General features: G+C 64.7%; 14 protein-coding genes. 7 read left to right on the forward strand and 7 right to left on the reverse strand.

The annotated features are described in order from the left end of the window. Window positions 1-8 precede the first annotated feature (8 nt). The 6 genes from GOC52_RS12780 to GOC52_RS12805 form a co-directional block, all read right to left on the reverse strand. Window positions 9-1,259 carry a TrbI/VirB10 family protein gene (locus GOC52_RS12780; protein WP_043398679.1) on the reverse strand — a complete coding sequence of 417 codons (1,251 nt, stop codon included), beginning with the start codon at window positions 1,257-1,259 and terminating at the stop codon, window positions 9-11. Next, window positions 1,256-2,035, reverse strand: a complete 780-nt coding sequence (locus GOC52_RS12785; protein WP_019338166.1) for a TrbG/VirB9 family P-type conjugative transfer protein — start codon at window positions 2,033-2,035, stop codon at window positions 1,256-1,258. Before GOC52_RS12785 ends, GOC52_RS12780 begins: the two co-directional genes overlap by 4 nt. Next, entirely contained in the window at window positions 2,032-3,087 is a 1,056-nt protein-coding gene (locus GOC52_RS12790; protein WP_010484847.1) for a VirB8 family type IV secretion system protein, read from the reverse strand. Before GOC52_RS12790 ends, GOC52_RS12785 begins: the two co-directional genes overlap by 4 nt. Before the next feature lie 89 nt (window positions 3,088-3,176). Next, window positions 3,177-3,623, reverse strand: coding sequence for a hypothetical protein (locus GOC52_RS12795; RefSeq protein WP_010484845.1), 447 nt, complete (start codon window positions 3,621-3,623; stop codon window positions 3,177-3,179). A gap of 427 nt (window positions 3,624-4,050) precedes the next feature. Then, window positions 4,051-5,730, reverse strand: coding sequence for a type IV secretory system conjugative DNA transfer family protein (locus GOC52_RS12800; RefSeq protein WP_049482596.1), 1,680 nt, complete (start codon window positions 5,728-5,730; stop codon window positions 4,051-4,053). Between the two features lie 36 nt (window positions 5,731-5,766). Beyond that, window positions 5,767-6,024, reverse strand: a complete 258-nt coding sequence (locus GOC52_RS12805) for a hypothetical protein (RefSeq protein ID WP_029379975.1) — start codon at window positions 6,022-6,024, stop codon at window positions 5,767-5,769. 234 nt (window positions 6,025-6,258) lie between these two features. Between GOC52_RS12805 and GOC52_RS12810 the strand changes: the two genes are divergently transcribed. After that, window positions 6,259-7,467, forward strand: coding sequence for an MFS transporter (locus GOC52_RS12810; protein WP_099559590.1), 1,209 nt, complete (start codon window positions 6,259-6,261; stop codon window positions 7,465-7,467). Between the two features lie 16 nt (window positions 7,468-7,483). On the opposite strand, the gene GOC52_RS12815 is transcribed toward GOC52_RS12810, so the two are convergent. Continuing rightward, a complete protein-coding gene (locus tag GOC52_RS12815; protein ID WP_049455405.1) occupies window positions 7,484-7,963 on the reverse strand; it encodes a MerR family transcriptional regulator in 480 nt (159 codons plus the stop codon). 89 nt (window positions 7,964-8,052) lie between these two features. On the opposite strand from GOC52_RS12815, the gene GOC52_RS12820 reads away from it, so the two are divergent. The 6 genes from GOC52_RS12820 to GOC52_RS12845 all read left to right on the forward strand — a co-directional run bounded on the left by GOC52_RS12820 (window position 8,053) and on the right by GOC52_RS12845 (window position 12,836). Then, window positions 8,053-9,291 (forward strand): NADH:flavin oxidoreductase/NADH oxidase family protein, encoded by a 1,239-nt coding sequence (locus GOC52_RS12820; protein WP_099559589.1) that lies wholly within the window; start codon window positions 8,053-8,055, stop codon window positions 9,289-9,291. Between the two features lie 93 nt (window positions 9,292-9,384). Beyond that, window positions 9,385-9,861, forward strand: coding sequence for a hypothetical protein (locus tag GOC52_RS12825; protein WP_099559588.1), 477 nt, complete (start codon window positions 9,385-9,387; stop codon window positions 9,859-9,861). 103 nt (window positions 9,862-9,964) lie between these two features. Further along, the gene (locus GOC52_RS12830) at window positions 9,965-10,234 is read left to right on the forward strand and encodes a hypothetical protein (RefSeq protein ID WP_010484830.1); all 270 of its coding nucleotides are present in this window, start codon (window positions 9,965-9,967) and stop codon (window positions 10,232-10,234) included. A 125-nt stretch (window positions 10,235-10,359) separates the two neighbouring features. Continuing rightward, window positions 10,360-10,605: a hypothetical protein gene (locus GOC52_RS12835; protein WP_049413018.1), complete on the forward strand. Its 246-nt coding sequence runs from the start codon at window positions 10,360-10,362 to the stop codon at window positions 10,603-10,605. 98 nt (window positions 10,606-10,703) lie between these two features. After that, a complete protein-coding gene (locus tag GOC52_RS12840; RefSeq protein ID WP_005410137.1) occupies window positions 10,704-10,952 on the forward strand; it encodes a hypothetical protein in 249 nt (82 codons plus the stop codon). Between the two features lie 180 nt (window positions 10,953-11,132). Further along, window positions 11,133-12,836: a hybrid sensor histidine kinase/response regulator gene (locus GOC52_RS12845; protein WP_191849596.1), complete on the forward strand. Its 1,704-nt coding sequence runs from the start codon at window positions 11,133-11,135 to the stop codon at window positions 12,834-12,836. The last annotated feature ends 8 nt before the right edge of the window (window positions 12,837-12,844 follow it).

Consider the following 12,844-nt stretch of genomic DNA (forward strand, 5'->3'; position numbering starts at 1 on the left):
TCGTTGGGTTACCGGCGGGGGTGGAGCACGTTGGTGAAGTCGACGTCCTTGGCAACGTAGACATTCACGATCGTGCCCTGGTTGATGGTGACGGTCGGCGGACGACGGTTGCTGCTGAGTGCCTCGTTGGCCAGGCGCTCCATCGTGCGTGCGGTAGCACTCTCATAGGGCGACTGCACCGTCATGCCGTTGTTGGCGATGGTGGTCGTCTCCGGACCATGTTCGGCAGCCGCGTACTTGAAGGCATCGGAAATCAGGCTGATCATCAGCGCCGAGGCGATACGGCTGCCCCAGTGCGCGCTATACTGGCCCGGATGACCGGCGCCGCCCAGCTGATCCACGCCCGGGCTGGACATCGCAACATCGATGCCATTGGGGGTGGTGATGCGATCCCAGATCACTTCCACGCGCTTGCCGATCGGACCACCGCCATAGGCGCCATAGATCTTGGAGCCCTTCGGGAGCAGCAGGTTGCGACCGTTGATCGAGTACACCGGCTCGGTCAGCAGGCACGACGTGTAGCCGGCCAGATCGGTGATGATGCGGGTTTCCAGCACGCACCGCAGGTAGGTGCCGCGCACCAGCAGCGCATCGGGGCTCTGGATGTAGGCGGCACTGGAAACGTCTTCCACATCCGGCCCACGGCGGATCTTCTGCTGCCCCTGCTGGTTGGGCATCATGTTCGCAAGCAGCGCCTGGCGGGTCTGTTCGTCGAGCGCACTGCGCTGCGGTTGCGCGCGATTGCCTGCCGCAAGCGCGGCATCATCCACGCCAGCCATCCGGCGCTCGACCAGCGTCGGCTCACGGGGTCCCATGGCTTCCGGCCGGGACGCGATGGGCACCAGCTTCGGACCTTCGTCCTGTGGCATCGGCGGAAGCATGGGAATCGGTTCGGCGGCAGTCGGCGGCGCCTGCGGAGGCGGCGCAACGTCCGGCAGCGTTGGCGTGCTCGCGCGCGCGACATCCGGCACCTTCGGCGCATCGTCCTTGTCCTGGCCCTTGCGGAACAACAGGAAGCCCATCGCCACCAGCAGCACCACGATACCGCCCAGGAACAGCAGCGCCTTGCGGTTCAGCCGCTGCTCTTCGGCCGAGCGCAGCTGCGGCGCGGCCGCATCCAGATCCGGCGCAGGCTCGGCCTGGGTGGTGCCGAAGTACGGGTTCGACTGCGCGTCCGGGGCACCTTGTGCACCATAGGGGCTCTGGCTCTCGTCGCGTCCGTTGTTCGGGTCGTTTCCGGGAGTGTTCTGCTGGCTCATTTCTTCACGTTCCTTCGCAGGCCGACGACGAAGTCGCCGTGGCGGATGACCAGGTACGGGTAGGTCCCGTGCACGATCAGCGTATTGCCTTCAACCGTGGTGTTGACCACGAAGTCTTCACCGTATTCCGTTTCACGACCGAACACGGCCGGGAAGATGCCGGTCTTGTACTCCGGCGAGTTCGGTAGCTTCAGGTAGGTGAAGCGGCTGTCGTCGTAGGCGTTGACCGGGATCAGCCAGCCCATCTTCTTCGCCCTGCTGGTCGAATAGGAGTAGTTGAAGTTGTACTGGCGATCCTTGGCCAGCTCAGAGCTCAACAGCGGCTTGGCCTCTTCCTCGACCGCTTCCTGGGCGACGCCGAACACGGTGTCGTTCGGATAGACGAAGGCGATCTTGTACTGCACGCCTGCCCGGCGGGCCTGTTCCAGCTGGCGCCAGTCGGTGGCCACCACTTTCAGTTCGAAGATGTAGGAATGGGTCTCGGTGCGCACCATCATGTTGGTGTCGACGTCGACGTTCTTCGGCTTGAGATAGAACACGTTCTCGCGGCGCGTCAGCTCCCAGCCACTGCTGAAGCCGGTGCTGTAGTCGAGGATCTTCTCGTTCGGGCTCAGCTCGATCTGGGTGGTCAGGCCCAGGCCGGTGCGAACCGGATAGATGCGGTCCTTCTCGTACTCGTAGTGGTCCACCGCCTGCGCCATCGCCGCTGCTGAAAACAACAGCGACAACATCGACAGCAGCGCCAGCGCGCTTCCCCTGATATTTCGACTACTCATCGGTTGCTTGCTCCATCAGCAGTTCCGGTGGAATTGTTCTGCGCCGGCCTCATGGCCGGCTGTCCGGGCATGGCTTGCCCCGGCGTTACTTGCCCCTGCACCGGCTGACCCGGCATGGGTTGACCCTGTACGGGCTGGCCCGGCATCGGCTGGCCCGGCACCTGGCCGTTGACCGGAGCCGCAACCGGTTGGCCGGTGGCAGGATCGATCATCGTGGCCGCAGCCGGATTGTTCGGATCGTAGACGCCCTGTGCCTGCTGCGCGGCCTGTGCGGCCTGCTGCGCCTGCGCCTGCATGGCGCCGTCATCCGGCACCGGGACGCCACGGGAATAGTCGTTGTCGACGCGATACTCGGTGACCTGGAAGGCCAGCGGATTGAGGATACGATCCTGCTCGGACAGCGCGAGGTTCTGGTTGTAGCCGAAGCGCATCGTCACCAGCTGATTGTCCAGGTAGGTGGCAACGCCAGTGCGCTTGTCCAGCAGGCTGCGCTGGATGCGCACCGACGCACCGCGGAAGCTGCCGTTCGGTTCGGCGCCCAGCGGCGTGATGCTGAGGATCTTGACCCGGATGGCGCGCTCGCGGCCATACATCACGAACGGGTTCTGCGGGTTGTTGCCGGCATATCGCACGCGCATGGACTGCGCCACCGGATCGGTGGACATCACGAACACCAGCTCCCAGTCGCGCAGGCCCATTACCGCCGAGTCGTACGATTCACGTGCCAGCACGTACTGGGCCACGTTGCTGCGATTGATCGCTTCGTTGCTGGTGATCGTCTCGCCCTGGAAGGTGCCACTCAGGCGCGCGACGGTCGCGGTACCCGTGTAGGCGTCGGCCATCACCAGGAACGGCACCTTCTCCTTCAGCGGCAGCATGTAGTAGTAGCCGCCCGCCAGTGCGAGCGACATCAGCAACGAGCCTGTGGCGACCCACCACGCGCGCCGCTCGCTGCGACGCGCCATATCGGCCACGGTGATCTCGTAGCTGACCGCCTTGGCGACCGACTGCTCGACCTTGGGACTGTTGCCGGGATCCTTCTTGCGGAACATGGATTCTTCCGTACTGCTGAAACATCAATGGGCATGGAGCCCCTGCGACAGGCGCGGGGAGCAGCACGTTCGATGGTTTCGAGGTGGACTCAGGTGCCGCTGTTGGAATCAGCGCCCTGCGCCGACGCGGTGGGCGTCGAGCCAGCGCTCTGCACAACGATCTGGTTGCCAACAATGGAGACGGAGATGCCTTGCGCCGAATACGCCGAAGTCAGATCGATCACAGCCTGCTGCGCGTTGGTGGTATCGATCTTCGAGACCGCGCCATACAGCGTGAAGTCCGAATTGAGGCGGTAATCCAGCGTCCGGCCTGAATCCTTGGCCCAGCGCTCGAGCATGGCTTTGAGCGTGCCATCCATCGGCGAAGCCTGGTAGACGTAGCTGGAGTACAGCGGGATCTCGGTCGTCGCCACAGCAAAGCGGTTGACCGGCTTCCAGCGCCCACCGAAATCGGGGGCGGACTTGGTGGCACACCCTGCCACCATCAGCGCCGCGACTGCGGCGATGGAGATTTTCGCGATAAACGCCTGATTCATACGGGCTTCACTTTGACGTACGAAAAAGCAGTCCCGAGCGTTGGTTCCCTGGTCGTCCGGCGCTGCATGGCGCACGCCGGAATCGGGGAGACGCGCTGGCATGCAGCACACCTGCCCCGGCTCCCCTGCAGCCCGAAAGCTGCCAACCAGGTCGCGGGGCCGCCAGACGTTGCCGACGACACACCCGCACACCCTCACCAACGTCGAAACCATCCTTGTTTCCATGGCACAAACTCCTGGCCACCCTGCGTTACAACTTTTGCCATCCAGCACACACTTCTGGATGACGAACACAGAGTTACACAACCACGCGTCAATTCCATGTCAGACAAGTCTGAAAATCTATGAACAGATGCCGAATTTTTGACTCAGGTCACGATTTCATGTCAGTGAATATGAATCCACGTCACAAATTTAGCGACGTGAATTAGACGTTAAGCATCGGAACGTCGACCTTCGGCAGCAGCCTCGACGTGAAATAGCGATCCTTGTAATAGCGGATCTTGTCGCACTTCACCGGATGCGGTATGCCCTCGTAGAGGAATACTTCCTTGTCCGGCCCCATCGCCTTCAGCTCCTGAGGCAGCATCAGTGCGCGCCGCTCCTCGGTGAAGTTGTGGGTCTTCTCGCGGGCATGGGTGACGTTCTTCTTGCGGATGGTGGTGTAGCCCAGCATGTCGGAGTAGTCGTTGGCGTCCTGCTGCTCGCGCGGCGCGTACAGGATCTGCAGCGCGTGGTTGGTGATGATCGTGCGTGACACTTCCCGTCCGTAGGTGGCATCAAGCTGGGACATGCTCTGGATGATCGGCAGCAGGCGGATGTTGTAACCGGCCATGTAGGACACCGCCGAGGCGATGATCTCGACCTTGCCGATCGAGGTGAATTCGTCCATCAGCAACAGGCACTGGTACTTCAGGTCCGGGTTGGACTTGGGCAGTTCCTTGGTGTTGAGGTTGATCAGCTGGCTGAAGAACAGGTTGATGATCAGCCGGCTCTCGGCCAGCTTGTTCGGCTGGATGCCGATGTAGATGGTCATCTTCTTCCTGCGCACGTCGGTCAGCAGGAAGTCGTTGCTGCTGGTGGCCTTGTCCAGCACCGGGTTGATCCAGGGATTGAGCGGCTCCTTGAAGGTGCCGAGGATCGAAGCGAAGGTCTCGTCGGCCTGGGACAGCATGTTGGCGAACGCCGAACGGGCGTTGCCACTGAGGAACGACCGCTCCGACAAAGCCTTGAGGTACTTCTTCAGATCGGTGCCGTCGCCCGATGACAACCGGTAGACAGCGCCCAGCGTGGGCGTGCCCGAGCCGCCCGGGAAACCACTGCTGCGCTCGTCGTCCCAGTTCTCGAACAGATACAGGGTGAAGGCCATGAACGCGTTGCGCGCCTGGCTGACCCAGAACTTCTGGTCCTCGGCCCCATCCGGATACAGCATCGCGGCAATGCTCATCAGGTCCGAAACCCGGAACGCCGGGTCATCGGACACGTAACTGAGCGGGTTCCAGCGGTGCGTGCGCCGATCTTCGGCGAAGGGATTGAACAGGTAGATCTCCTGGCCCTGGCTGGCGCGCCAGCCACTGGTCAGGTCGAAGTTCTCCTGCTTGATGTCCAGCACCACCAGCGATTCGCCGTACTCCAGCAGGTTCGGGATGACCACGCCCACGCCCTTGCCTGAACGGGTGGGTGCCGCAAGGATCACGAACTGCTGGCCGTCCAGCCGCACCAGCTTGCCGCCATGGCTGCCGACCACGATGCTCTGGCCGGTCTTCTTGAACATGCCGTGCTTGGACAGGTCGGCGCCGGTGGCGAAACGCGCGTCGCCATGCAGCGAGCGCTTGTCCTTCTTCAGCAGCAGCGCCAGGCCGGTCACCAGCAGGGCCAGCAGCGGCAGACCGAAGCCCACGTAGCCAGCCCATTTGATCTTGCCCACGAAGGGCGCGACCTGTGGCTGGTCCAGCGCATTGAAGTACTGGTAATAGGTGTTCCAGGTGAACAGCTTGGTATCCAGGCCCAGGAACAACAACGTCAGGTAGCCGGAAAACACAAAACCAAGCAACAGGGTCGCCAGCGTGGTGATGGCGATGAGCAGATACTTCTTACTGGGCAACACCCGAATCCTCCATGATGCGCACAAGGGCGCGACGGCCTAGCGGCGGCGCCAGCGCGACGCCTTCTTCCGCAGGTGGTTTTCGTTCTCCAGCCCGGGCTCTTCGCCCTCTTCACGCACCCGTTGCAACAGCAGTTGGCGCGCTTCGGCCAGTGATACCAGGTCGGTCAGACGATCCCCATCGTCGGCGACGACCGCATGGCCGACCACATCGCCCGGAGCGTACACCGGCGCGTAGGACACCGCTACCAGCTGATAGCGGCCGCGCGTCTCCAGCACATGCCTGAACTCCTGCATCGACATCCTCCTTGTTCCAGCATTCCACAGCCCCTGCACGCCCATCATGCCGACCGCCGTGTCGTCATCACATGCAGGAGGCCGGCAACAGGGGGCCGCACGCGCTGCAGCACCGAGCCCGTGCCCGGCGTGCCGCAATCCCATCGATCAAACACTGATTTGCCCCGGGCGTGGCTGCTGCTGTTGCGGTGCAGCAGTACAATGGCCGGCTCCCCGCCCCCATCGCGCCCCCGCATGAGCCCCAACGCTTCCCTGGCTGCGCGGCTGACGCCCCGTCAGCGCACCTTGATCATTCTTGCCCTGTCCCTGGGCGGCTTCGCCATCGGCACCAGTGAATTTGCCAGCATGGGCCTGATGCTGGAGATCAGCCGCGGCCTGTCGATTTCCGAAACCCAGGTCGGCCACCTGATCAGCGCCTACGCCATCGGCGTGGTGGTCGGCGCCCCGATCCTCGCCTTCGTCGGCGCCAGCTTCCCGCGCCGTAAGCTGCTGCTGGCACTGATGGGCTTCTATGCCGTCGGCAACCTGGCCAGCGCATTGGCACCAAACTACGGCACGATGCTGATCGCGCGTTTCGTCGCGGGCCTGCCACACGGCGCCTACTTCGGCGTGGCGATGCTGGTGGCGGCGGCGATCAGCCCGGCCGGCCAGCGCGGCCAGGCGATGTCGCGGGTGCTGCTGGGCCTGTCGATTGCGATCCTGGTCGGCAATCCGCTGACCACCTGGCTGGGCCAGCAGCTGAACTGGCGCACCGCCTTTGCCCTGGTCAGCCTGCTGGCCATCGCCACCGTGGCGATGATCGCGCGCTTCCTGCTGCCGGATCCGGACGAAGTGCGCACTTCGCCGATGCGCGAACTGCGCGCCTTCAACACCACCCAGGTGTGGCTGGCGCTGGCAATCGGCGCCGTTGGCTTCGCTGGCATGTTCTGCGTGTTCACCTACCTGGCGCCGACCCTGGTGCAGGTCACCGGCGTAGCCGAATCGTGGATGCCGCTGGCGGTGGGCGTGTTCGGAATCGGCGCGATCATCGGCAACATCGCCGGTGGCTGGCTGGTGGACAAGTTCCACTTCAAGGCCGCCGCGGTGGTGCTGCTGTGGTCGATCGTGATGCTGCTGCTGTATCCGCTGGCCGCGCAATCGGTGTGGACCATCGGCCCGATGATCATCACCGTCGGCACCATGGGCGCGCTGGCGGCGGTGCTGCAGACACGCCTGATGGACGTGGCCGGCGAAGCGCAGACGCTGGCAGCTGCCTCCAACCATGCCGCCTTCAATACCGCCAATGCACTCGGTCCGTGGCTGGGCGGCATGGCGATCAGCGCCGGCTTCAGCCCGGCCAGCACCGGCTATGTCGGTGCGGCCACTGCGATCGGTGGCCTGCTGCTGTGGTGCGTGGCAGTGATGCTGGACAGGAAGCGCAAGGCCACCGCCGGCAGCCACTGAACACGGCGCCGGCTCGTCAGTCGCTGCCCACGCGGCGGCGGCGTCCCGGCCGCAGCAACGCCGTATCGCCGGCCGCCAGCGTCGGTCGCGCCAACCCGCCGCGCTGTACGCGGTCCAGCACCCGCCGCGAGTTGGCCGCGCAGTCGATGCCCTCCGGCCGTGCCTGGATGTCCTCGATCAGGGCCAGCAGATGGGCCCGGCTCTGTGCCAGCCGCAACTGCAGCGCCTCGATGTCGGTCACCTTCTGCTGCAGCATCGTGATCAATGCGTCGTGCTGCCACTGGCCCATGTCCGGTGGCAGCAGGGCGCGTATCTCCTCCAGGCTGAAGCCGGCGCGCTGCGCACCGGTAATCAGCTCCAGCAACAGCACCGCCTGCTCCGGGTAGTCGCGGTAGCCGTTGGCCTGCCGCTGGACCACCAGCAACCCGGCCTCTTCGTAGAAGCGGATGCGCGACGCTGCCAGACCCGTGCGCCGGGCCAGCTCACCGATCTTCATCTGCCTGAATCCTCGACATCGGAACCTGTTGACCTTCAATCAAACTTGAAGGTTAGCGTAGCGCCATTCCCCTGTCCTGGAGCTGTCCGATGTCGCTGTTCTCGCCCCTGGCACTACCCTCCGGTGCCGTCATCCGCAACCGCATCGCCAAGGCGGCGATGGAGGAAAACATGGCCGATGCCGACCACGCCCCCTCCGAAGCGCTGCTGCAGTTGTACCAGCGCTGGGCCGACGGCGGCGCCGGACTGATCATCACCGGCAACGTGATGGTCGATGGGCGCGCCATGACCGGGCCGGGCGGCGTGGTACTGGAAGACGATCGTCACCTCGACCGCTTCACCGCCTGGGCGGACACTGCCCGCTCGCGGGGTGCGCAGATGTGGATGCAGATCAATCACCCGGGGCGGCAGATGCTGGCCGCACTCGGCCAACCCGCGCTCGCGCCGTCAGCCGTTGCTTTGCAGATGGGCGCGCTGTCCAAGCAGTTCGCACCGCCGAAGGCGATGACCGAGGACGACATCGACGCGGTGATCGCGCGCTTCATCCGCAGTGCCGAGCTGGCCGAGCGCGCCGGTTTCAGCGGGGTGGAGATCCATGCTGCGCACGGCTACCTGCTCAGCCAGTTCCTGTCGCCGCTGTCGAACCAACGCAATGACCGCTGGGGCGGCAGCCTGCACAACCGCGCGCGCCTGCTGCTGGAGATCGTGCAGGGGGTGCGCGCGGCCGTGGCGCCCACCTTCGTGGTGGCGGTGAAGCTCAACTCCGCCGACTTCCAGCGGGGCGGCTTCTCGCCCGAGGACGCGCGCGCCGTGGTGGAGATGCTGGCGCCCCTCGGCGTGGATCTGGTCGAACTGTCCGGCGGCAGCTATGAAGCACCGGCCATGACCGGCGCCGCACGCGACGAACGCAGCGTGGCCCGCGAAGCGTACTTCCTCGAATTCGCACGCGAGATCGCCACGGTGGCAACGATGCCGCTGATGGTCACCGGCGGCATCCGCCGCCGCGAAGTGGCAGAACAGGTGTTGGCCAGCGGCGTGGCCATGGTCGGCATCGCCACCGCGCTGGCGATCGAGCCGGATCTGCCGCAGCACTGGCAGCAGGGCCGCGACCCGGTGCCGACACTGCGCAACATCAACTGGCGCAGCAAGTCGCTGGCGGCCAGCGCGCACATGGCCGCAGTGAAGTATCAGCTGGGCCGGTTGAGCCGGCACCGCCCCACCGCGCCCGGTATCTCACCGGCCTGGGCACTGCTGCTGGCGCAGGCGGCCGCAAAGTGTCGGACCCGCCGCTATCGGCGCTGGATCGGCGCCCGCGTCATCGCACATTGAGCCGCGCGGACTTCTCATCACCGCAGCGATGCTCCACCATCTGCAGGATCGGCGGCACTCCGCCGCCGGTCGCAACTTGGAGATGGAAGCCACGTGGCAGCAGGATCGACCAGGAACCGCGAGAAGCTGCTCGACGACCTGCTCTCGCTGGGCCGCAACTGGACACTTGCCATCGCCATCGCCGGTGCCGGCGCGGCCGTCCACTACAACGAATCGGTCTACGAGGCCGGGCTCTGGCGTGGCCTGCTGCCCACCTTCTGCTTCCTGGTCGCGATCATCTGGATCGTGCTCAGCATCATCCGCTTCGACCTGACCCTCCAGCAGCACTTCGAGCGCAAGCGCACGCGCTGGCTCAGCCGCCTGCTCTACGTGGTGCTGCTCGGTACCGGTATCACTGCCGTGTTCTTCGTGACCGAACTGGCGTCCAACAACCACATCGCAAGAATGTGCGACGCCGTGGCCAACGAACCGGCCAGCCGGATCCACAGGTCCGCCGAGTGCCAGCGCCTGTATCAGCATCGGGCGGCCTACCGGCAACGGCTGGAGTCGGCCGAGGGCGAGTTCGACTGAAGCCTGCGCCGGCTTCGCATCGCGTGCGCGAAAAACACATGGCGTGGATATGCCGTCGGGCACAGTGGCTACGCCTCCCTTGCAGCGAACGAACGCCGCCGACATGCACCACCCACCCGCCCCTGCCCGTCACGATGCCATCGCCCTTCAGGCCGGTGTACTCGGCAGTGTGTTGGGCGTGACGCTGTTCAAGGCGATCGCACTGTCCGCACTGGCGAGTGGATCCTTGATGGTGATCGGGCTGTGGCTGCTGGCCTGCGCGCTGCTGGCTGCCTGGGCACTGGCCGCCTGCCTGGCCTGCCTTGCGCTGAGCCGGCGCGTATTCGTGCTGATGCTGGCGCTGAGCATGATGCTGATGATCTGCGTCGCCTGATCCCAGCAGGCGCGGGACTATCGCGCATCTGTTATAGGATAACAAGTGCGGTTGGTCGGATTGTGCGTGCCCGGGGTCACGGATTTGAATGCCATGGCCAGCCCGGCACCACCCGAGACCTCCCCATGACCCTGCAGCCCCTGCTTCGCGCCTCCCTCACCGCCGTTGCCCTGGCTTCGCTCAGCGCCTGTGCCACCTATGACGACAGCAACATGCATCAGGCCTGCCAGGAATCACCGCATCTGAAGGACCTGCCGCCCGAAGTGGCTGCCCGCGAGAGCCGCTGCAACAAGGGCATGGAAGTGTGGTCGAGCGAGCGCAAGGGCAGTGACAGGCCGATCGACCTGAGCGGCAGGAAGAAGGATCTCTGAGCCGCCTGGCATCTTGATCGTTCCGATGCATGCGGATGACCAGCCCGTCACGATCAGGAGGGCAGGATAAGGCCTCCCCCACCGCGACGACTTTCCCGATGCCGGCCACTGGTCACCCTGTCATCCATGCCTTTGAAGCTGTGTTCGACCTGTCTGGCGGAGTGGAGCGCATTACGGCGCTCACTGTCATCTGCCGGCATTGTTCTGAAACCCGCTCGGCCAGCGAAGACAACTTGGTCCAGCTGCCGGGCGGTGCCTTGTTCCGCTGCGATGGATGCGGCAGTCATCAGGCGGTGAGCCATGCGCGGGTTGCCGATTGGCAGGTGAATTCACTTCTGGGTGTCTGAGGCTGGAATACGACGGTGCCATGACGCAGGCTGTTGGCGCAGGGATGATGGTGAAGTCAGAGGCCACCCGTGAGCCACCTCGTCCGCCCGAAGGGCCGATGACGGCCAGGGCGCTGGACCTGTGCAGAGCGCAATGACATCACCTCGGCTAAGCTGCGGCACCTTTCTTCGCGCACGGCCATGCATCCCTTCCCCCTTCCTGTCTCGGCACCCGATCAACTCGCCTACCGGCTGCTGCAGGACAGCGACTGGGCCCGCTCCGCCGACGCCGCCAACGCTACTCCCGAACTTCGCGCTCTGCTGGCGATGATCCTGGATTCTCCGGAGCCGCTGTGGATCGCATGGGGCCGCGGCAACAAGGCGTTCTTCTTCAACGATGCCTACCTGCCGATGCTGGGCGGCAAGCTGCACGGCGCCATGGGCAGCCGATTGGAAGACGTCTGGGCGGACGTCTGGGCCGACGTCGTCGATGCTGTCAACGACGCCTTCGGCGGCACGAGCCGCAGTTTCAAGAACATGCCGTTGATGATGGACCGTGATGGCACGTTGCGCGAGACATTCTGGACGTTCTCCTACTCGCCGCTGCGTGCCGGTTGCGGAGGCGTGGCCGGCATCATCTGCGTCGTCAGCGAGCAGACCGAACGGGTGATCGAGCGCGACCGGCACACGCGCCAGGTAGCGGCCATCACCGAGCAGGCACGCGAGGCCCACCTTGAACTGGTACGCGCCCGCGAACAGCTGCGGCAGTCGCAGAAGCTGGAGGCCATCGGCCAGCTGACCGGCGGCGTTGCACACGACTTCAACAATCTGCTGCAGGTCATCACCGGCTCCGTGGACATGCTGCTGCATACCTGGCCAGCCGGAGATGCGCGCCTGCGCTATGTACAGGCCATCGAAACCGCCGCTGACCGCGCCACTCGCCTGACCGCCCAGCTTCTAGCGTTCTCGCGTAGACAGAGCCTGTCGCCGCAGGTGTTCGACCTTTGCGAGAGCGTGCGCGCGCTTTCAGACATCATCACCACAGTACTGGGTGCGCGCATCTCCGTATCAGTAAACCTGCCCGACGCCCCGTTGCCGGTACTGCTGGACCGAACCCAGCTCGACACCGCACTGATCAACATCGCGGTGAACGCGCGCGACGCCATTGACGGCCACGGCAAGGTGACGATCGATGTGGAACAGCTGACATCGGTGCCTTCCGTGCGGTTCGCGGCGCCGATGAAAGGCAACTTCGCTGCGATCAGCGTCAGCGACACCGGTGCCGGTATCGATCCGTCCGTGGTGGACCGGATCTTCGAGCCATTCTTCACCACCAAGGGAGTGGGCGCGGGCACCGGGCTTGGCCTCAGCCAGGTGTTCGGCTTCGTCAAGCAGTCCGAGGGCGAAGTGGACGTACAGAGCCAGGCCGGTGTCGGTACGCGCTTCACGTTGTATCTGCCGCTGGCGCAGGAAAACGCCACCATCGAGCTGCCGACCACGCAACAGGGGCTGCTGCATGGCCACGGATTGTGCGTACTGGTGGTGGAAGACAACGTGGATGTGGCCGAGTTTGCAGTCGGGGCGCTGCGCGAGCTTGAGTACAACGTCGTACTCGCGCGCAATGCCGACGAGGCACTGGCGGAGCTCGAGCGCGACGCTGCGCGTTTCCACGTGGTGTTCAGCGACGTGGTCATGCCCGGGACCAATGGGCTGGATCTCGCCCGCACCATCCGCAGCCGCCTGCCCGATCTTCCGATCATTCTCACCAGTGGCTACAGCGAACTGCTGGCCCGCGATCCAGGACACGGTTTCACGCTGCTGCGCAAGCCCTACTCACTGAAGCAGCTGGCCTCCGTGATGACCGAGGCCAGCCGTCGCTCGCAGACGATGGTGACTGCGCTTTAGCCGGCAGA

The sequence above is a fragment of the Stenotrophomonas sp. SXG-1 genome, from assembly GCF_014083965.1.
Classification (GTDB): Bacteria; Pseudomonadota; Gammaproteobacteria; order Xanthomonadales; family Xanthomonadaceae; genus Stenotrophomonas; species Stenotrophomonas geniculata.